This window comes from Curtobacterium guangdongense, assembly GCF_049341845.1.
In the GTDB taxonomy this organism is placed as follows: Bacteria; Actinomycetota; Actinomycetes; order Actinomycetales; family Microbacteriaceae; genus Curtobacterium; species Curtobacterium guangdongense.
In genome coordinates this window covers 48,720-67,611 of the sequence record NZ_JBMPIT010000010.1, presented here as the reverse complement: position 1 = coordinate 67,611, position 18,892 = coordinate 48,720, and the positions used below count along the sequence as shown (strand labels likewise).

Sequence of the window (18,892 nt, the reverse complement as noted above, 5' to 3'; positions counted from 1 at the left end):
ACTCCTGAAAGGAACACTGGCCACCATGACCATCACCGCACCCGCAGAGCCGCAGGTCGAGCCCGACGCCAGCGGCCTGCCCGCCTGGTTCACCCACGACCGCTTCGGCATGTTCATCCACTGGGGCCTCTACGCCCTGCCCGCCCGGCACGAGTGGGTGAAGAACCGCGAGCGGATCACCGACGAGGACTACCAGAAGTACTTCGACCACTTCGAACCCGACCTGTTCGACGCCGCCGACTGGGCTCGGCGTGCGCGGGAGGCCGGCATGAAGTACGTCGTGCTCACCACGAAGCACCACGAGGGGTTCGCGCTCTGGGACTCGGCGTTGACGGACTACAAGGCCACGAACACGCCGTTCGGCCGGGACATCGTCCGCGAGTTCGTCGACGCCGTCCGGGCCGAGGGACTCCGGGTCGGGTTCTACCACTCGCTCATCGACTGGCACCACCCGGACTTCACCATCGACGGGGTGCACCCGCGGCGGGACGACGGCGAGTCCGCGATCGCCGCGCTGAACGAGGGCCGGGACATGGCCCGCTACCGGGAGTACCTGCACGGCCAGGTGACGGAGCTGTTGTCGGACTACGGGCGGATCGACTACCTGTTCTACGACTTCTCGTACCGGGACAACGACCACGAGGACATCTGGGGCGGCAAGGGCCGCGACGACTGGGGTTCCGAGGAGCTCCTGGCGCTGACCAGGCGCCTGCAGCCCGGGATCATCGTCAACGACCGGCTCGACCTGCCGGGCGACATCGTCACGCCGGAGCAGTACCAGCCGGACAAGCCGATGGAGGTCGACGGGGTCCAGGTGCCGTGGGAGGCCTGCCAGACACTCAACGGATCGTGGGGGTACGACCGCGACAACCTGAACGTGAAGAGCACCGACCTGCTCGTCCGGATGCTCGTCGACGGGGTGTCGAACAACGGGAACATGCTCCTCAACGTCGGCCCGACCGGTCGCGGCGAGTTCGACGGGGTCGCCCGGACGGCGCTCGCCGAGATCGGGTCGTGGATGGACCGGCACGCACGGTCGGTGTACGGCGCCGGGCCCTCGTCCTTCCGGGCACCGGCGGGCACGGTCTACACGCAGCACGGCAACCGGCTGTACCTGCACCTGTTCACGTGGCCGTTCGAGCACGTGCACCTGCCCGACCTCGCCGGCCGGGTCGAGTATGCGCAGCTGCTGAACGACGCGTCCGAGATCCACTACCGCGAGATCCCGCCGGGGACCCGTGCGCAGAACACCGGGCTCGGCGGGCAGCCGGCCGGGACGCTGACCCTGACGCTGCCGATCGTCCGGCCGGACGTGGCGGTGCCCGTCGTCGAGCTGTTCTTCCGCGACTGATGCAGCGGATCCTCTCGCGGACGCGACTGCGGAGTGGGGCGGAGGCGGAGTACGAACGCGTGCACGCCGCGATCCCGGCCGCGCTGGCCGATCGGCTCCGCGCCGCCGGGGTGTCGAACTGGAGCATCTGGCGCGACGGGCGGGACCTCGTCCACCTGATCGAGGTGACCGACTACCGGGCGATGCGTCGCTCGTTGGCGGACGACCACGTGAACGCCGAGTGGCAGGCGGTCATCAACCCGCTGCTCGAGGCCGACGACGACTACTCCGGGAACGACGACGGGATCCCGCTCGTGTGGACCCTGGCGAGCCAGCCGTGAGCGTGCCGTTCGACCTCGACACGGGTCCGTTCTGGCTCGGGTGCGCCGGGATCGGGAACCTGCTCCGGGAGGTCTCCGACGAGGACGCCCGGGCCACGGTGGACGCCGCGTGGGACGTCGGGGTGCGCGGGTTCGACAGCGCGCCGCACTACGGGGTCGGGCTGTCCGAACGGCGGCTCGGGGCGGCGCTCGCCGGGCGGCCGCGGGACTCCTACCGGGTGTCGACGAAGGTCGGGCGGCTGCTCGTGCCCGGCCCGGGTGACGGCGTCGACGCGGACGGGTTCGCGGTTCCGGACGACCCCGTGCGGCAGTGGGACCCCTCGGCATCGGGGGTCCGTCGGTCGCTCGACGAGTCCCTCGTTCGGCTCGGGCTCGACCACGTCGACGTCGCGTACCTGCACGACCCCGACGTGTACTCGCTGTCGGAGGGGCTGACCCAGGCGCTGCCGGCGCTCGCGAGCCTGCGGGACGAGGGCGTCGTGCAGGCCGTCGGCGTCGGGTCGAACTCGGTGTCGGCGCTGTCCGCCGCCGTGGACACGGGGATGTGCGACGTGATCATGCTCGCGGGGCGGTACACGCTGCTCGAGCAGCCGGCAGCTGCGCTCGTCGCCAGGTGTGCGTCGCTCGGGGTCGACGTGGTCGCGGTCGGCGTCTACAACTCGGGGCTGCTCAGCAACCCGCTGCCCGCGCCGGGCACCACGTACGACTACGCCCCGGCCCCCTCGTCGCTGGTCGAGCGCGCTCGGGCACTCGCCACGGTCTGCGCCCGGCACGGCGTGACGCTCCCGGAGGCCGCGCTCGCGTTCCCGCGCCGGGCTCCCGCGGTCCGCACGGTCGCCGTCGGTGCCCAGTCGGCAGCGCAGGTGCGTGAGAACGCCGCTCGGGTCGCCGCGGTCGTCCCGGAGGCGCTCTGGGCGGACCTGGAGGCCGCGGCCCTGCTGCCCGCCTGACGGCGCCGATCGCTCCCGCACAACGAAGAGCAGCCCGCGCCACGAGATTCCGTGGTGCGGGCTGCTTTCCGTTGTGCGATGTGCGCTGGGGTCAGCTGCGAGCCGACTTGCGGCCGGTGACGCGCAGGTAGATGAACAGCACGATGATCGCGCCGATGATCGAACCGATGATGCCGGCCGGCTGGAAGAAGCCGTCCATCGGGTCGTGCTGGAAGATCAGGAAGCCGAGGAAGCCCCCGACGAACGAGCCGACGATGCCGAGCAGGATGGTCATCGGGATCGAGATGTGCTGCTTGCCGGGCATGACCAGTCGCGCGATGGCGCCGGCGATGAGTCCGATGATGATCAAGCTGATGATGAGACCGAGCACGGTTTCCTCCTCGTGGGTGCGGTTGCCGCGGCATGGTTGCCGGAGTCAGGGCCGACATCCGATCGAACACGTCAACCGCTCGACGCGCCCGAGAATGCGCTGAGTGGCTGATCCGACGAAAGGTCAGTCGAGGGAACGGCGGAGCCAGCGCTCGACACCCTCGACGTGCGACACGACGAGCGCCTGCACGAGCTGGGGGTCACGGCGGCGGATCGCGTCCACGATCGCGGCGTGCTCGTCGAGGGTGCGCTGGACGGAGCCGTTCTGGGTGAGGCCGCGCCAGACCCGCACGCGCACGGTCTTGCTCGACAGAGCGTCGAGGAGTCCGGACAGGTACTGGTTCCCGCCGATGCCCGCGATCGTGGAGTGGAAGAGCAGGTCGTGGGCGACGAGGTCCTCGACGCCGGTGTCCTCGCCGACCGAGCCCATGAGCGTCGCGAGCTCGTCGATCTGCTGCTCGGAGGCGCGGGCGGTGGCGAGCACGGCGGACGCGGGCTCCAGGATGCGACGGACCTCCAACAGGTCGACGAGCGAGCGGTCGTGGTGCATGTCGACGACGAACGACACCGCCTCGAGCAGGACGGAGGGCTCCAGCGAGGTCACGTAGGTGCCGTCGCCGCGTCGGACGTCGAGGACGCGGATGAGTTCGAGGGCCTTCACCGCTTCGCGGAGGCTGTTCCGGGACAGCCCGAGGGACTCGCTGAGTTCCTTCTCGGGAGGGAGGCGCTGGCCGGGTTTGAGCTCGCCGGTCACGATCATCTGCTGGATGCGCGCGATCGCGTCGTCGGTCAGCGAAGCCATGGCGGTCCTTCCACCCGACCACGCTGGGTCGGGATGGCTCGACGATACCGGCACCGAGCCTCCCGACCGGTGTCCTCCGGCATCAGGCGGGCCGGAGCCGGAGTGCCTGCATCCCGCCGTCGACCGCCAGGTCGACGCCCGTCGTGGACCGGGCCAGCGGACTCGTCAGGTACGCGACGGCCTCGGCGACCTCCTCCGGCGAGACCAGCCGCCCGTGGGGTTGGCGCGCCTCGAGCGCGGTGCGTTCGGCTGCCGGGTCGGCGGCGGTCGACAGCAGCCGTGCGACCCAGGGGGTGTCGGCGGTCCCCGGGTTCACGGCGTTCACGCGGATGCCCTCGCGGATGTGGTCGGCGGCCATCGCGCGGGTGAGTGCGGCGATGGCACCCTTCGTCGCCGAGTACAGCGCGCGCTGGGGGAGTCCGGCGGTCGCGGCGATCGAGCAGGTGTTCACGATGCTGGCGCTTCCCGACGCGCGGAGGTGTGGCAGCGCTGCACGGGAGAGCCGGACGACGCCGAGGACGTTGACCTCGTACACGTGGCGCCACTCGTCGTCGGGGTTGTCCTCGACCGTGCCCTGCGCGCCGATGCCGGCGTTGTTGACGAGGACGTCGAGTCCGCCGAGCTGCTCGACTGCGGTGGCGACGGCCGCGCGGACGCTCTCGTCGTTCCCGACGTCACACGCGACGGCGATCGTGCCGTCGGCGACGCCCGATGGCTGCAGGTCGAGCACGGCGACCGTCGCGCCGCGGTCCTGGAGCGCCGCTGTGATCGCCGCGCCGATGCCCGAGGCGCCGCCCGTCACGATCGCACGGAGCCCCTCGTGCGAGCCGGGCATCAGGCGGCCCCGATCGTCTGCCGCTGGGAGCCGAGGCCGTCCGCCGTGAGCTCCACCACGTCGCCCGGCTGCAGGTACGGGGCGTGCCCGGCCAGTGCGACGCCGGCGGGGGTCCCGGTGCTGATGACGTCGCCCGGGTACAGGACCATGAACTGCGAGAGGTACCGGACGATCTCCGCCGGGCGGAACACCATGTCGGCGGTCGTGCCGTCCTGGCGGACCTCGCCGTTCACGCTGAGCCGCAGGGCGATGGCGTCCGGGGTCACCTCGTCCGGCGTGACGAGCCACGGGCCGAGGGGGTTGAACGTCTCGCAGGACTTCCCCTTGTCCCACTGCCCGCCGCGCTCGAGCTGGAACTCCCGCTCGGAGACGTCGTTGGCGATGGCGTAGCCCGCGATGTGCGTCGCCGCCTCGTCCTCGGACTCGCAGTACCGCGCCATCGTGCCGATCACGACCGCGAGCTCGATCTCCCAGTCCGTCTTCGTGCTGTTCCGCGGGACCAGGACCTCGTCGTCCGGGCCGATCACGGTCATCGGGTCCTTCATGAACACGATGGGCTCGGTGGGGATGTCCGCACCGGTCTCGGCGGCGTGGTCGCGGTAGTTCAGGCCGATGCAGACGACCTTGCCGGGGCGGGCGACCGGCGCTCCGCGGCGCAGGCCGTCGGCGTCGGGTACCGGCTGCAGGTCGCCGGCGCTGCGGGCGTGCTGCACGCGGCCGACGGGATCGGACGACAGGAAGGCGCCGCTGATGTCGGTGGTGATCGGTCGGAGGTCGAGGGCCTCGCCGTCGGAGTCGATGGCCACGGGGATCTCGCGTCCCATGGGGCCGAGTCGTGCGAACTTCATCGTTCCTCGCTTTCTGCGCTGCGCCGGTGCAGCGGCAGTGCAGACATCCTATGTCTGAGGCTGCGCGGCAGCAAGGTACACGCGCTCCGCCGTGCCACCGAACACCGCGGTGCGTTCGGTCTCGGACAGGTCTGCGAGGGCGTCGGCCGTGGTGCGCAGGGTCGTGCCGTAGTCCGCGGCCAGGGTGGAGACCGGCCAGTCGGAGCCCCACATCGAGCGGTCGGGGCCGAACGTGTGCACCGCGTCCCGGACGTACCGGTCGACGGGGCGGTTCCGCCAGTCGTCGCCGGCCTCGGTGAGGAGCCCGGAGACCTTGCACGCCACGTTCGGCCGGGCGGCGAAGTCCCGCATCCTGGCCCGCCAGGCGATCGCCGTGTCCGAGTCGTCGTGCCCGATGGCTGGCCCGCCGGCGATGGCTGGTTTGCCGGCGTGGTCGAGCACGAAGACGCCGTCGGGGACCGCGTCGACGAGGGTGAGCGCTGCCGTGTGCTCCCGGGCGCCGCGGATCAGGAGGTCGAACGCCAGTCCGGCCGCGGCGACGGCTCGGACGCCGCGGGCGACGTCCTCGCGGGCGAGCCAGGACGGGTCCGGCTCGTCCTGGGCCTGGTGTCGGATGCCGACGAGTGGTGGGTGCGACCCGCGCTGGTGCTCCCCTCCTGGGGCTGCGCGGAGCGCCGCCAGCCGATCGGCCACGTCCGGCGCGGTCAGGTCGACCCATCCCACGACACCGACGACGGGCTCCGGCTGTGCGAGGAGCCACGCGGTCTCGCCCGGGTCGTGCACGGCCTGCACGACGATCGTCGCCGTGACGCCCGCCGAGGCCGTGACCGCGGAGAGGTCCGACGCGTCGAACCGGCGTCGGATCGGCGCGGCGGTGTCGTCCATCCAGGGGTACGCACGGTCGGCGGGGTCCCAGAGGTGCTGGTGAGCGTCGATGATCACGCGCTCATCATGCCGGATTCATCCGATGTCCGCGTGTTTCGTGGGAAGGATCCCGGTCAGACGGCCCCGGACGCCTCGAGCTCCGCCTGCAGCTCGGCGTCGGACGGCTCCACGAAGTGCCTGCCGTTCGGCAGCACCACGACGGGGATGTTCTTGCGCCCGCTGATCGCCTCGGCACGCGAGGCTCCCGTCGGCTCCGCCTCGACGTCGACGTAGGTGTACTCGACGCCGAGCTTGTCGAGCAGCGCCTTCGAGCGCCGGCAGTCGCGGCACCAGTCCGCGCCGAACATCGTCACCTGGTCGAAGGTCTCATCGCTCATACCCAGACACTACGTCCGACGGGCCGGAGACATTCCTCAGGTCGGTCGCCGATCCGGGCACGGCGCTGGCCGGCGATGCACGATGGTCCCATGTCCACGGCCAGCGAACCCGTCGCCCACCCACACCACCGCCGTGGTTGGTGGTGGAAGACGCTGCTCGTCGGCTTCGTGCTGTGGGTGGTGACGATCGTCGTCACCGTGTACACGAGCAACACCAACCTGGTGCCGACGATCATCCTGCTCGGCAGCTTCCTCGTGCCCTTCACCGTGGTCCTCTTCGTCATCGAGCGGGTCACCGGCACAGTCAGCACGATGCAGCTCGTCACGGCGTTCTTCGTCGGCGGCATCCTCGGGGTCCTCGGGGCGTCGCTGCTCGAGTCGGACCTGCAGCAGAACGCGCTGGTCTACGTCGTGGTCGGGTTCGTGGAGGAGTTCGTCAAGGGCGTGCTCCTGGTGGTCGTCGGGTGGCGCGTCCGCCCGAAGACGGCTCGGCAGGGAGCCCTGCTCGGCGCGACCGTCGGCGCCGGGTTCGCCGCGTTCGAGTCCGCCGGGTACGCCTTCAACGCCGCGATCACCTCGCGGGGGATCGACCTGGTGTCGCTGCTGCAGACCGAGGTCCTCCGCGCGATCCTCTCCCCGGTCGGCCACGTGCTCTGGACCGCGATCCTCGGGGCGGTGCTGTTCGGTGCCGCGCACGGTCGGCCGCGGTTCCGCTGGGCCTGGAGCGTCCTCGTCACCTACGTCGTCGTCGCGCTGCTCCACGGGCTCTACGACTCGAACTCCACGATCTCGACCCTCCTCGCGTTCCTCATCACCGGCACGCCGATCTCCGTGGCGCAGAACGGCGCGGTGCCGGCGTCGATCGTGGGGCTCTCGTCGACGCTGTACCTCGTCGGGCTGGCGATCGTCTCCGCGATCGGCGTCGCCGTGCTGATCGGGGTCCAGGTGCACTACCGCAAGCGCACGCGGCAGTTCGGCGCCCCCGCCGCGCCCGGCTGGGCGGACGCCCCGCGCCCCGACGCGCTCCGCTGAGACCGCAAGCGCTGAGACCGCGACCGCTGAGACCGCGACCGCTGAGACGGACCGACCGGCCACCGCACGGCTCTACCCTGGGACCATGCCGCTGCGCTCCGATCCCGACACGGCGGCCTGGGCGTCCTCGGCCGTCCGGCACTTCGCGCGGACGACCAACATGCTCGTTGCTGCACGCCGCTTCCGGATCGTCGGGGGTGAGCGCGGTGACGTCGCCGCGCTGGATGCGCTGCTGACGGCGCTCGGTGCGCGCCGCGCGGACGAGCACGAGCCGATCGACCACCTCTGGTGCCTCGGCACGCCGGAGCAGAGCACACCCGTCATCGAGCGGGAGTCCGACCGGCCCCGCGGTGCCACCCTGATCGTGATCGACGCCGGCCGGCACACCCCGGCGGTCGACGAGGACGCGTTCGGCCCCGTCGCTCCCGCCCGCCCCGGCGTGCTCGGCGTGCCGATGACCTCCGACGACGTGTTCCTGGTCTCGACGGGCCGCGACCCAGAAGCCGATCCCGCCGCCGAGGCCCGCCTGCGCTGGGCCCGCCGCTCGATGCCGGTGTCCCGTGCGGTCGCTGCCGAGCTCCGCGACGGAGGGCTCCTCCGTGGCACCCGCATCGGCGTCGCGATGTTCCTCGAGCCGAAGACCGCCGTCCTCAGCCTGCTGCTCCGCGACGCCGGCGCGGAGGTCGCCGTCTACGCCCACGCCGACGAGACCGACGACGCCGTGGCCGACGTCCTCCGCAACGCGGGACTGACGGTCCACGCCGGCAGCACCGCGACGCTCGGGGAGCAGAAGACGCTCGCGCTCGCGATGCTCGACACCCGCCCGCACATCCTGCTCGACGACGGCTCGCACCTGATCCGCCTCGCGCACCAGGAGCGTCCCGACCTGCTGCCGACGATGCTCGGCGCCGCCGAGGAGACGACGAGCGGCCTCCGGCCCCTGCGCGTGATGGCCGAGCGCGGGCGGCTCGGCATCCCCGTGGTCGCCGTGAACGACGCCCGCACGAAGACGTTCTTCGACAACCGGTACGGCACCGGGCAGTCGACGGTGTTCGCGGCGCTCGACCTGGTCGACGGGCTTCCGTCCGCCATCGCTCACCGGATCCGGTCGGGAGGCTCGGCAACGGTCGCCGGGTTCGGGCACGTCGGCGAGGGGGTCGCCCTGGTGCTCCGCGCGCTCGGCTTCACCGTGACGGTCACCGAGACGGACCCGGTCCGCGCCCTGCAGGCGCTGTTCGCCGGACACACCGTCGCCCCGCTCACCGACGCCGTGCAGGACGCGGACCTCGTGATGAGCGCGACGGGCGTCCGCGACACGATCACGGTCGACGTCCTCCGCTCCTGCGCTCCCGACGCGGTCGTCGCAGTTGCCGGCGGCGTCGACCAGGAGATCGCGATCGACGACGCGCTCGCGGCCGGTGCCACCCGGTTGACGGTCGGGCCGAAGGCGGAACGGTTCACGTTCCCGGACGGCCACGGCGTCGTGGTGCTCGACGACGGTGGGTGCATCAACATCACCGCTGCCGAGGGCAACCCCGTCGAGATCATGGACCTCTCGTTCGCGGCGCAGCTCGGCGCCGTGCGGATGCTGCTCGAGCGCGGCGACGAGCTGGCGCGCGCCGTCGTGCCCATCGACCCCGCGGTGGACGAGGCGACCGCCCGCGCGGCGCTGGATGCGTTCGGGACGCGCGCCGAGCCTCCCGGCAGCCCCGCCGCGCAGCCCGCCGAACGCGAGCCGGACGTCCGGACCCACCGCTTCGGAGACCCCGCGTGAGCGACCAGCAGACCACCGTGCACTCCGCGCGCATCGTCGTGCCGATGACCGCGCCGCCGATCGCCGACGGCGCGGTCGCGGTCCGCGACGGACGCATCCTGCACGTCGGCGAGCGCGCCTGGGTCGTGGACCAGCTCGACGGCACGACGTTCACCGAGCGTCGATGGAGGGGCGCACTGCTCCCCGGGCTCGTCAACGCCCACTCGCACCTGCAGTACACCGGCATGGCCAGTGTCGGACGCGGCCAGTACAGCGGATTCGAGGACTGGGCCGCGGCGTTCAACGAGGAGTACGCGGAGCCGCACGACTGGCGGGCCGAAGCCGCGGAGGGCGCTGCGCAGTCGATCGTGGCGGGGGTGACGAGCATCGCGGACATCGTCACGGACATCGAGGCGGCCACCGCGCTCGAGACGTACGGCCTCGGCGGGATCGCCTACTGGGAGGTGATGGACTGGGAGAACGCGGCGTGGCAAGAGCACGGGCGCGACCAGGTGCTCGACGAACTCGCCCGGATCCCGACGTCCCCCGGTGCCGGCCTCTCGCCGCACGCGCCGTACTCGCTCGACGTCGCGCCGCTCCTCGAACTGCCCGACATCGTCCGGCAGCGCGGCCTCCGGTTGCACCTGCACCTCGGGGAGGCGGCGTTCGAGGGGGAGCGTCTCGCCACCTCAGCGGAGCACGGGTCGGACTGGCACCTCGCGAACGTGCCGTCCTTCCGGGCGATGCGCGCGCTCGGGTTCGGCGCGAGCGCGACGTCGTTCGTCGACCGGCTCGGCGTCCTCGGGCCGGACTGCCACATCGCCCACGGCGTCTACATGACCGCCGCCGACCGGGCCCTGCTCCGCGCCCGCGGCACCGCCGTCGCGCTCTGCCCGCGCTCGAACGCCGTCATCGGCCTCGACCCGCCGCCCGTCGCCGACTACCTGCGGGAGGGGAGCCCGATCGCGATCGGGACGGACTCGTTGTCATCGTCCCCGTCGCTCGACCTGATGGCCGACGTCACCGCGCTGCACCGGATCGCCCGCGCGCAGGGCTACGGCGACCACGACCTGCACGAGCAACTGCTCGCGGCGGCGACGCTCGGTGGGGCGCACGCGATGGGGCTCGCCGTCGGGCCGGACCGGATCGGGCACCTCGCGGTGGGGGCCCGAGCGGACCTCGCCGTGTTCGACGTCGACGCCCGCACGGTGCCGGACGCGCTCGCCGAGCTGGTCGAGGACGGCGCCGGACGGGCCGCGGCGACGGTGATCCGGGGCGTGGTGCGGGCGCAGTCCGGTCAGATCGACGCGGTCGGCGTCCTGACGGCGTCCCGGGCGCCGGACGGGTCCGGGGTGCCGGACGCGGGATGATGGTGGCATGAACGGGCAGATGGCACGACGGACGGTCGACGGCGAGATCATCGAGTGGCTGGACGTCCCGAAGCGGGCCGCGGCACTCGGGATGGAGCCGCACCCCGAGGGCGGCTGGTACGTCCGCACCTGGACCTCGCCCGCGACGGTGTCGACCCCGGCGGGCGAGCGGCCGGCAGCGACGCTCATCCACTTCCTGCTGCCCCCGGGTGAGGCGTCCGCGTGGCACCGGGTCACGAGCGACGAGATCTGGATGTGGCACGGGCCGGACTCGGTGGTCCTCGAGCTCGGTGGCGACGGTGACCAGCCGGAGCCGGGCGCGCAGATCACGCTCGGCGCCGATGCCGGCCGCGACCGGGTGAACGACGCGCAGGCGTTCGTCCGCGGTGGCGTGTGGCAGCGGACGCTCCCCGGTGACGGCGAGGTCCTGCTGAGCTGTCTGGTGTCGCCGGGGTTCTCGTTCGAGGACTTCACCCTGGCCGACTGACGTTCCACATTGGTATGTTGGTCGGATGGATCCCGGCCTCGTACCCGCGCTCGCGAAAGCCGCGATCGACGCGCCGTTCGAGTTCGCGTACGTCGACGAGACCGGTGACAAGGGGGATCCCGTCGCTTCGCCAGGTGCGACCCGGACCTACACGCTCGGGTGTGTGCTCGTCCCCGGGGGTGACTGGACCGATCGGCTGGACTGGCTGGCAGAGGTGCGTCGGGAGATGCGCGACACCTACGGCATCCTCGTTCGGCACGAGCTGAAGGCGAACGTCCTCCTGCGGGGTCGCGGCGACCTCAGGGACCTGGGGCTCGGGGACGGACAACGGCGCGACGTCTTCCGTCGGTCCCTCGCAGCCCTGTCCGTCGTTGCGTCCGGTGTCTTCGCCGTCGTCATCGACAAGGAAGCGCGGCCGATGGACTTCCAACCGGAGGAGCGGGCCTGGACGTACCTGCTCCAGCGCCTCCGGATCCGGTCGGAACACCTCGGACGGCCGATCATCCTCGTCCACGATGCCGGCGACGACGCCACCGTCCGGGCGATCCATCGTCGATTCCGGCGGCACAGCTTCGCACCGGGTGGCCGTCGGGTCAGTGCGCCGCTCCTCGTCGAGGACCCGGTACCTCGTGACTCCGCGTCGTCCTACTTCATCCAGGCGGCCGACCTCGTCGCCTACGCCGCGTTCCGCCGGTTCCAGGCGCCCGGCGCTCGGAGCGGGAGCGTCTGCGACCAGACGATGTGGGACGAGCTCCGGCCGGTGTGGCGCACCGAGGTGACGACGGCTCGCCGGGATGCAATCGTCGTCTGGCCGTGAGGGCCTCTTCGGACTGGGGACGACGCGTCCGACAACGGGTCTCGGAACGAGAAAGGGGGCGCCCCGTGCTGGGACGCCCCTTGATCTCAGACCTCAGCCGGGCATGCGCTCGGTTCAGCCTGCGTCGCGATCCTACCAGCACCGGGTCGCTCGGTGACGGGCGGAGTCGCGGTGGTGTACCAGTTCCCCGTACGATTCTCCCTGCCCCCACCCCCTGTACGAAGGCCCGACCGTGACTCGTTCCCTCCGCATCTCCATCGCCGTCGCGACCGCCGCTGTCGCCGCCCTCGCCCTGTCGTCCTGCGCATCGGGGAGCGGGAACAGTGCTGACGGCACGGTCACCGACGGCAAGCTCACGATCGCCACCGGGCAGCCCGCGTACTCGCCCTGGGTCGAGGACAACAAGCCGCAGTCCGGCAAGGGCTTCGAGTCGGCCGTGGCGTACGCCGTCGCGAAGGAGATGGGCTACGCGAAGTCGGACGTCGTCTGGAAGCGCAGCACCTTCGACAGCGCGATCGCTCCCGGCCCGAAGGACTGGGACCTCAACATCCAGCAGTTCTCGATCGACGCCAAGCGCAAGAAGGCCGTCGACATGTCCTCGGCGTACTACACGACCACGCAGGCCGTCGTCACGACCTCGGGGTCGAAGGCCGTCGACGACACCACGATCGACTCCCTCAAGAAGGACGCGATCGGTGTCGCGACCGGCTCGACGAGCATCACCAGCGTGAAGGACGTCCTCGGGGTGACCCCGCAGGTCTTCAACTCGAACGACGACGCCGTGCTCGCACTGAAGTCGGGCCAGATCGACGCGATCGTCACCGACCTGCCGACCGCGTTCTACATGGCGGCCGCGCAGCTCGACGACGGCACCGTGTCGGCGCAGTTCCCGGCGGACGGCAAGGGCGACCAGTTCGGGTTCGTGCTGCCGAAGGGTTCCGAGCTCACGAGCAAGGTCGACAAGGCGCTCAAGACGCTCGACGACGACGGCACACTGAAGCAGCTCCAGACGAAGTGGCTGTCGTCCGAGACGAACACGCCCGTCCTGAAGTAGCGCACGTGACGGTCCCCACCGCCGTCACGGCGGCCCCCACCCAGGTCGAGCTCGAGCGCAGGATCTACCGCCGCCAGCGCGGGCGTCGTGCGGTCCTGGCATCGGTCGTGTCGACGGTCGTCGTGCTGGCGGTCGTCTACTTCGGCGTCGTGAACACCCCGGGGTGGGCTGCGGTCCAGCAGTCGTTCTTCGACCCGGTCACCGCCGTGTCGACGTTCCCGGACATCCTCCTCGGCCTGTGGTTGAACATCCGGATCCTGTTCTTCGCAGCCATCGGTGTCGCGGTGTTCGGCACGCTGCTCGCCGTCGTCCGGGGTCTCCGCAACCCGGTGTTCTTCCCGTTGCGGATGCTCGCCACCGGGTACACGGACCTGTTCCGCGGGCTGCCGCTCATCATCGTGCTCTACCTCGTCGGCTACGGCATCCCCGGGCTCGGGGTCTTCCCACGCCTGCCCGCCGAGGTGTGGGGCGCGGTCGCGATCATCCTGACGTACTCGTCCTACATCGCCGAGGTGCTCCGCGCCGGCATGGAGGCCGTGCACCCCTCCCAGCGGCTCGCCGCCCGGTCGCTCGGGCTGTCCCATGCGCAGACGCTCCGGCTCGTCGTGATGCCGCAGGCGATCCGCAAGGTCACGCCGGCGCTCATGAACGACTTCGTGTCGATGCAGAAGGACGTCGGGCTGGTGTCGATCCTCGGCGCGGTCGACGCCGTCCGCTCGGCGCAGATCGCCCAGGCGGAGACCTACAACTTCACGCCGTACTTCGTCGCCGGTCTGCTGTTCGTCGTGATCAGCCTGCCGCTCATCCGCGTCACCGACGCCATCGCCCGCCGGCAGCAGCGCCGGGAGCAGATCGGGGGCACCGTATGACCGCCGTGCTCGAGCTCCGGGGACTCCGCAAGTCGTTCGGAGACCAGGAGGTCCTGCGCGGCATCGACCTGACAGTCGACCGGCACGAGGTCATCTGCGTCATCGGGGCGTCCGGCTCCGGCAAGTCGACACTGCTCAAGACGGTGAACCTGCTCGAGGGCATCGACGACGGGCAGATCTTCCTGCAGGGTGCGGACATCTCGGACCCGCGGGTGGACGTCGACGCCACGCGTGCCCGAATCGGGGTGGTGTTCCAGCAGTTCAACCTGTTCCCGCACATCACCGTGCTCGACAACGTGACGATCGCATCGCGGAAGGTGCACCGCGTCCCGCGCGCCACTGCCGAGGCCACCGCACGCCGACTGCTCGACCGGATCGGACTCGGGGACTTCGCCGGTGCGTACCCCGACCGGCTCTCCGGCGGGCAGCAGCAGCGCGTCGCGATCGTCCGCGCCATCGCGTCGGAGCCGGAACTGCTGCTCCTCGACGAGGTCACGAGTGCCCTGGACCCGATGCTCGTCGGCGAGGTGCTCGACCTCGTCACCGAGCTGAAGCGCCAGGGCTCCACGATCCTGATGACGACGCACGAGATGCACTTCGCGCGGAACGTCGCCGACCGCATCGTGTTCCTGCACCGCGGCGAGGTCGTCGAGCAGGGCACCCCCGCGGAGGTCCTCGACGCTCCCGCGCACCCGGCGCTGGTCGAGTTCCTCTCCCGCGTCGGCGCGTAGCGCGCCCTGGTCGCAGCGGACTGGAGGCCCGCCACCGGCCCGCCGGACCGGCACCGGGCCTCCAGGCGGTTCCGTTTGCATCCGCACAACCGAAAGCAGCGCGCGCCGCGTGATCCCGTGGCTCGCGCTGCTTTCGGTTGTGCGGAGCGTCAGCCGGCGGGCGCGGGCTCCGGCGCGCCCGCGAGGGCGGGCTCCGGCGCGACCGCCGCCGCCGCCAGCTCCGCCGACGGCACCCCGCGCCCGGCGGGCAGGAACACCGCGACCAGGGCCGACACCGCGACCACCGCTGCCCCGACGAGCACGGCCGGCTGTGCCGCGTCGACGTAGCCCGTCGGCGTCAGCTGCCCACCGGCCCCGGTGAACACCGCGGTCAGCACGGCGATCCCGAGGGCGACGCCGATCTCCCGCAGCGTGGAGTTCGAGCCGGAGGCCTTCGCGTGGTCCTCCTGCGGCATCCGGGCGAGCACCGCCGTCGAGATCGGCCCGAACACCGCGCCCATCCCGACGCCGGCGAGCAGGAACCCGGGGAGCAGGCCCGTGAACGTCACGTCGGCGGACATGGCACCGGCGATCCAGAACAGCCCGGCGGACAGGAACGCCATCCCGCCGGCGATCAGCACGCGGGTGCCGATCCGGGGCGCGACCATGCCCGCGAGCGGCGCGATCACCATCGGTGCGAGGGTCCACGGCATCGTCCAGACACCGGCCTCGAGCGGGGAGCGGCCCTGCACGACCTGCAGGAACTGGATGAGGATGAACACCGCGCCGAACGCCCCGAACGAGAACGTCATCGCGACGATGTTCGCGAGCGTGAAGCTGCGATCGCGGAAGAACCGGAGCGGCAGGAGCGGTGCGTCGGTCGTGGCCTGGCGCACGACGAACGCCACGAGCAGCAGACCGCCGCCGACGAGCCCGGCGAGGACCTCGAACGAGGTCCATCCGGCGTCGTTGCCCCGGACGATGCCGAACACCACCCCGAGGACCCCGAGCCCGGCCAGCACCACGCCGAGGACGTCCGCGCGGACCCGGGCGCCGAGGGTGTTCGGCAGGGCGAGGAGCGCCAGCGGGATCGCGATGATCCCGACGGGGACGTTGAGCCAGAAGATCGCCTGCCAGCTCCAGCCCTCGACGACCGCGCCGCCGATGAGGGGGCCGAGCGCGACGCCGAGGCCGGAGATGCCGCCCCACGCTCCGATCGCGACGGTACGGGTGCGGTCGGGGACGCTGCCGACGAGCAGGGTGAGGGAGAGCGGCATGATCGCCGCGGCCCCGGCGCCCTCGACGGCACGCCACACGATGAGCGCGGTGGGGTCGGTGCTGATCGCGGCGAAGGCCGACGAGATCGTGAACACGGCGATGCCCGCGACGAAGAGGTGTCGACGGCCGAGCCGGTCGCCGAGTCCGACGGCGAGGAGCATCAGCGCGGCGAAGGCGAGTGTGTACGCGTTGGTGATCCACTGCAGCTCCTCGACGGAGGCGCCGAGGTCGGCGTGCACGGCGGGGAGGGCGCTCGTCACGACGAGGTTGTCGAGGGTCGCCATGAACATCGGGAGGGACGCGGCGGTGATCGCCAGCCAGACGGGGATGCGTCGTTCCATGGGGAGAGGTCCGTTCTGAGGTAATCGGATGATTACTAACGATGGCGACTGTAGTAATCGACTGATAACCTGTCAACCATGACTTCTGGAGCAGATGCCGCAGCGTCGCGGACCGGGCGGATGCCGGCTGCCGAACGCCGCACGATGATCCTCGAGGCGGCGCGGGACCTGTTCGGCAGACAGGGCTACCACGGCACGACCACCGACCAGATCGCGAGGGCCGCGGGCATCAGCCAGCCGTACGTGGTCCGGATGTTCGGCTCGAAGGAGACGCTCTTCCTCGAGGTGCTCCACGCGACGCTCGGCACGCTCGTCGACGCCTGGCGTGCGACGCTCGGCGGACTGCCGTCCGGCGCGGACGAACACGAGCGGGCGCGCGCGATCGGGGAACAGTTCGTCGACCTCGCCGCGACGCGCGGACTGCACACGATGCTCCTGCAGGCATTCGTCTCCGGCGCAGAGCCGGCCATCGGTCGGGCCGCACGTGAGGGGTTCCTCGGCATCTACCGGTTCCTCCGTGACGAGGCCGGCATCCCGGACGAGCAGGTCCAGGGCTTCCTCGGCTCCGGGATGATCTTCAGCGTGATGCTCGCGATCGACATGCCCGCCCGCTTCGACGACGACCAGGACGCGGCGGCGCTGCTGCGCGCGACGTTCGGCGAGAAGTGCATGCAGGTGGTCGACCTGGCCCGAGCGGCCGCCTGACCGCGCCCTGGCCGCAACCGCCTGGGCCCCCGTCACCGCTCCGCCGGACCGGCACCGGGCCTCCAGGCGGTTCCGTCCGCATCCGCACAACGGAAAGCAGGTCGCGCCACGCGTTCTCGTGGCGCGACCTGCTTTCCGTTGTGCGAAGGGCAGCCGGCGGTCGTCGGCGCGCGCCGCGCGCCGCGCGTCAGGGCTGCAGGAGCACCTTGCCGATGACCTCGCCCGCCGCCATGCGGCGGTGCGCCTCGCCCGCCTCGGCGAGCGGCAGCACGGCGTCGACCACCGGACGCACCCGGCCGTCGGCGACGAACGGCCACACGTTGTACCGGACGGCCTCGACGATCGCGGCCTTCTCGGCGAGCGGCCGTGCGCGGAGCGTCGTCCCGCTGATCGTCGCCCGCTTGCGCATGAGCAACCCGAACGGCAGGGGCGCCTCGGTCCCGCTGCCCGACGCGATCACGGCGACGTGCCCGTTCGGCGCGAGGACCTCGAGGTTCCGCGCCAGGTAGTCCGGACCCACCACGTCGAGCACGACGTCGACGCCCCGCCCGTCGGTGAACTCGAGCGCACGGGCGACGAAGTCCTCGGAGCGGTGGTCGATCACCAGGTCCGCGCCGAGGTCGCGCGAGGCGGCCACCTTGCGGTCGCCGCCGGAGGTCGCGATCACCGTCGCGCCGAGCGCCTTCGCCCACAGGACGGCATGCGACCCCATGCCCCCGGTGCCCCCGTGCACCAGCAGCGTCTGCCCCGGTCGGAGCCCCGCGAGCATGCCGATGTTGGAATACACGGTGCAGGCGGCCTCGGGCAGTGCGGCGGCCGCCACGAGGTCGACGCCGTCCGGCACCGGGAGCAGCTGGGTGGCGGGGACGACCACGTGCGTCGCGTACCCGCCGCCCGCGAGGAGCGCGCAGACCCGGTCGCCGACGGTCCACCCCGAGACGCCGGCGCCGAGCGCACGGATCGTGCCGGAGACCTCCAGCCCCAGGATCTCGGATGCTCCGGGAGGCGGCGGGTAGTTCCCCTGCCGCTGCTGCAGGTCGGCGTTGTTCACCCCCGCTGCTGCCACCTCGACGAGCACCTCGCCGTCGGACGGCGTCGGGTCGGGGAGGTCGGTCAAGGAGAGAGCGTGCTCGTCGTACGTGATGGCCTGCATGCCCCCGACGGTACGCGCGGCGACGCCCTCGGGCGGTGGTGCGGACCCGACACCCTCGACATCCGACCCTGTGGGTTTCCGATGTACGCTCGGTCGCGCATCCGTGTTCCCGTTCGAGGGACACGACATCAGACCCTGGGGGATCACCATGCAGAAGTTCGCCGCACTCACCGCCGCCGTCGCCGTCGTCCTGCTCGCCGGATGCGCGTCCGGCGGGGCCGGCAGCGGATCGACGCCCACGCCGAAGGCGCAGACCAAGGCGCAGGCCTGCAAGACGCTGGAGAGCGACATGAAGTCGGTCTCCAGCGAACTGCAGTCGCAGATGACGAAGATCCAGAGCGACCCGACCACGGCGGTCGCGAAGCTCAAGGAGTTCGACGGCAAGCTCAAGACGGCCACCGACAAGGTGACGAACGAGGACGTCCACGAGACGGCCTCCGGGTTCGAGCAGTCGTTCTCGAACCTCGTGTCGCAGCTCGAGGCCTACTCGAAGGACCCGCAGTCGGTGGACTCGACGAAGCTGCAGGACTCGATCACCGACGTCCAGAAGTCGACGCAGAAGATGAGCGAGGTCTGCGGCTGACGC

At 71.5% G+C, this 18,892-nt stretch carries 21 protein-coding genes; 13 read left to right on the top strand and 8 right to left on the bottom strand.

Annotation, left to right across the window (positions count from 1 at the left end; all coding sequences use genetic code 11):
- The first annotated feature begins 25 nt into the window (after window positions 1-25).
- Genes ACO0E1_RS15890 through ACO0E1_RS15880 form a run of 3 tightly spaced genes read left to right on the top strand, consistent with a single transcriptional unit; the run spans window position 26 to window position 2,621 of the window.
- A complete protein-coding gene (locus tag ACO0E1_RS15890) occupies window positions 26-1,351 on the top strand; it encodes an alpha-L-fucosidase (protein ID WP_422875058.1) in 1,326 nt (441 codons plus the stop codon).
- Window positions 1,351-1,671, top strand: coding sequence for an L-rhamnose mutarotase (locus ACO0E1_RS15885; RefSeq protein WP_422875057.1), 321 nt, complete (start codon window positions 1,351-1,353; stop codon window positions 1,669-1,671). Before ACO0E1_RS15890 ends, ACO0E1_RS15885 begins: the two co-directional genes overlap by 1 nt.
- Entirely contained in the window at window positions 1,668-2,621 is a 954-nt protein-coding gene (locus tag ACO0E1_RS15880; RefSeq protein ID WP_422875056.1) for an aldo/keto reductase, read from the top strand. Before ACO0E1_RS15885 ends, ACO0E1_RS15880 begins: the two co-directional genes overlap by 4 nt.
- A gap of 91 nt (window positions 2,622-2,712) precedes the next feature.
- On the opposite strand, the gene ACO0E1_RS15875 is transcribed toward ACO0E1_RS15880, so the two are convergent.
- The 6 genes from ACO0E1_RS15875 to ACO0E1_RS15850 form a co-directional block, all read right to left on the bottom strand.
- Window positions 2,713-2,991, bottom strand: a complete 279-nt coding sequence (locus ACO0E1_RS15875) for a GlsB/YeaQ/YmgE family stress response membrane protein (protein WP_422875055.1) — start codon at window positions 2,989-2,991, stop codon at window positions 2,713-2,715.
- A 123-nt stretch (window positions 2,992-3,114) separates the two neighbouring features.
- On the bottom strand, window positions 3,115-3,792 hold the full coding sequence (locus ACO0E1_RS15870; RefSeq protein ID WP_402727089.1) for a FadR/GntR family transcriptional regulator: 678 nt from the start codon (window positions 3,790-3,792) through the stop codon (window positions 3,115-3,117).
- An 82-nt stretch (window positions 3,793-3,874) separates the two neighbouring features.
- Entirely contained in the window at window positions 3,875-4,627 is a 753-nt protein-coding gene (locus ACO0E1_RS15865; RefSeq protein WP_422875054.1) for an SDR family NAD(P)-dependent oxidoreductase, read from the bottom strand.
- Entirely contained in the window at window positions 4,627-5,475 is an 849-nt protein-coding gene (locus tag ACO0E1_RS15860) for a fumarylacetoacetate hydrolase family protein (protein WP_422875053.1), read from the bottom strand. The genes ACO0E1_RS15865 and ACO0E1_RS15860 overlap by 1 nt, the downstream gene beginning before the upstream one ends.
- Before the next feature lie 48 nt (window positions 5,476-5,523).
- Entirely contained in the window at window positions 5,524-6,417 is an 894-nt protein-coding gene (locus tag ACO0E1_RS15855) for an amidohydrolase family protein (protein WP_422875052.1), read from the bottom strand.
- Between the two features lie 56 nt (window positions 6,418-6,473).
- Window positions 6,474-6,737, bottom strand: coding sequence for a glutaredoxin family protein (locus tag ACO0E1_RS15850; RefSeq protein WP_422875051.1), 264 nt, complete (start codon window positions 6,735-6,737; stop codon window positions 6,474-6,476).
- A gap of 90 nt (window positions 6,738-6,827) precedes the next feature.
- Between ACO0E1_RS15850 and ACO0E1_RS15845 the strand changes: the two genes are divergently transcribed.
- The 8 genes from ACO0E1_RS15845 to ACO0E1_RS15810 all read left to right on the top strand — a co-directional run bounded on the left by ACO0E1_RS15845 (window position 6,828) and on the right by ACO0E1_RS15810 (window position 14,850).
- The gene (locus tag ACO0E1_RS15845) at window positions 6,828-7,769 is read left to right on the top strand and encodes a PrsW family glutamic-type intramembrane protease (RefSeq protein WP_422875050.1); all 942 of its coding nucleotides are present in this window, start codon (window positions 6,828-6,830) and stop codon (window positions 7,767-7,769) included.
- 85 nt (window positions 7,770-7,854) lie between these two features.
- Window positions 7,855-9,543: an adenosylhomocysteinase gene (locus tag ACO0E1_RS15840; protein ID WP_422875049.1), complete on the top strand. Its 1,689-nt coding sequence runs from the start codon at window positions 7,855-7,857 to the stop codon at window positions 9,541-9,543.
- Window positions 9,540-10,892: an amidohydrolase family protein gene (locus ACO0E1_RS15835; RefSeq protein ID WP_422875048.1), complete on the top strand. Its 1,353-nt coding sequence runs from the start codon at window positions 9,540-9,542 to the stop codon at window positions 10,890-10,892. The genes ACO0E1_RS15840 and ACO0E1_RS15835 overlap by 4 nt, the downstream gene beginning before the upstream one ends.
- 7 nt (window positions 10,893-10,899) lie before the next feature.
- A complete protein-coding gene (locus ACO0E1_RS15830) occupies window positions 10,900-11,379 on the top strand; it encodes a cupin domain-containing protein (protein WP_422875047.1) in 480 nt (159 codons plus the stop codon).
- Window positions 11,380-11,404: 25 nt separating this feature from the next.
- A complete protein-coding gene (locus ACO0E1_RS15825; protein WP_422875046.1) occupies window positions 11,405-12,196 on the top strand; it encodes a DUF3800 domain-containing protein in 792 nt (263 codons plus the stop codon).
- 232 nt (window positions 12,197-12,428) lie between these two features.
- Window positions 12,429-13,250, top strand: coding sequence for an ABC transporter substrate-binding protein (locus tag ACO0E1_RS15820; protein WP_422875045.1), 822 nt, complete (start codon window positions 12,429-12,431; stop codon window positions 13,248-13,250).
- A gap of 5 nt (window positions 13,251-13,255) precedes the next feature.
- Window positions 13,256-14,119, top strand: coding sequence for an amino acid ABC transporter permease (locus ACO0E1_RS15815; protein WP_422875044.1), 864 nt, complete (start codon window positions 13,256-13,258; stop codon window positions 14,117-14,119).
- Window positions 14,116-14,850 carry an amino acid ABC transporter ATP-binding protein gene (locus tag ACO0E1_RS15810; RefSeq protein ID WP_422875043.1) on the top strand — a complete coding sequence of 245 codons (735 nt, stop codon included), beginning with the start codon at window positions 14,116-14,118 and terminating at the stop codon, window positions 14,848-14,850. The genes ACO0E1_RS15815 and ACO0E1_RS15810 overlap by 4 nt, the downstream gene beginning before the upstream one ends.
- Before the next feature lie 149 nt (window positions 14,851-14,999).
- Here the strand turns inward: ACO0E1_RS15810 and ACO0E1_RS15805 are convergent, their stop codons facing one another.
- A complete protein-coding gene (locus ACO0E1_RS15805; RefSeq protein WP_422875042.1) occupies window positions 15,000-16,448 on the bottom strand; it encodes a DHA2 family efflux MFS transporter permease subunit in 1,449 nt (482 codons plus the stop codon).
- Between the two features lie 78 nt (window positions 16,449-16,526).
- Between ACO0E1_RS15805 and ACO0E1_RS15800 the strand changes: the two genes are divergently transcribed.
- Window positions 16,527-17,153, top strand: a complete 627-nt coding sequence (locus ACO0E1_RS15800) for a TetR/AcrR family transcriptional regulator (RefSeq protein ID WP_422875041.1) — start codon at window positions 16,527-16,529, stop codon at window positions 17,151-17,153.
- A 187-nt stretch (window positions 17,154-17,340) separates the two neighbouring features.
- On the opposite strand, the gene ACO0E1_RS15795 is transcribed toward ACO0E1_RS15800, so the two are convergent.
- The gene (locus ACO0E1_RS15795; RefSeq protein WP_422875040.1) at window positions 17,341-18,306 is read right to left on the bottom strand and encodes an NAD(P)H-quinone oxidoreductase; all 966 of its coding nucleotides are present in this window, start codon (window positions 18,304-18,306) and stop codon (window positions 17,341-17,343) included.
- A 148-nt stretch (window positions 18,307-18,454) separates the two neighbouring features.
- Here ACO0E1_RS15795 and ACO0E1_RS15790 point away from each other — a divergent pair, with 148 nt between their 5' ends.
- The gene (locus tag ACO0E1_RS15790; RefSeq protein WP_422875039.1) at window positions 18,455-18,889 is read left to right on the top strand and encodes a hypothetical protein; all 435 of its coding nucleotides are present in this window, start codon (window positions 18,455-18,457) and stop codon (window positions 18,887-18,889) included.
- The last annotated feature ends 3 nt before the right edge of the window (window positions 18,890-18,892 follow it).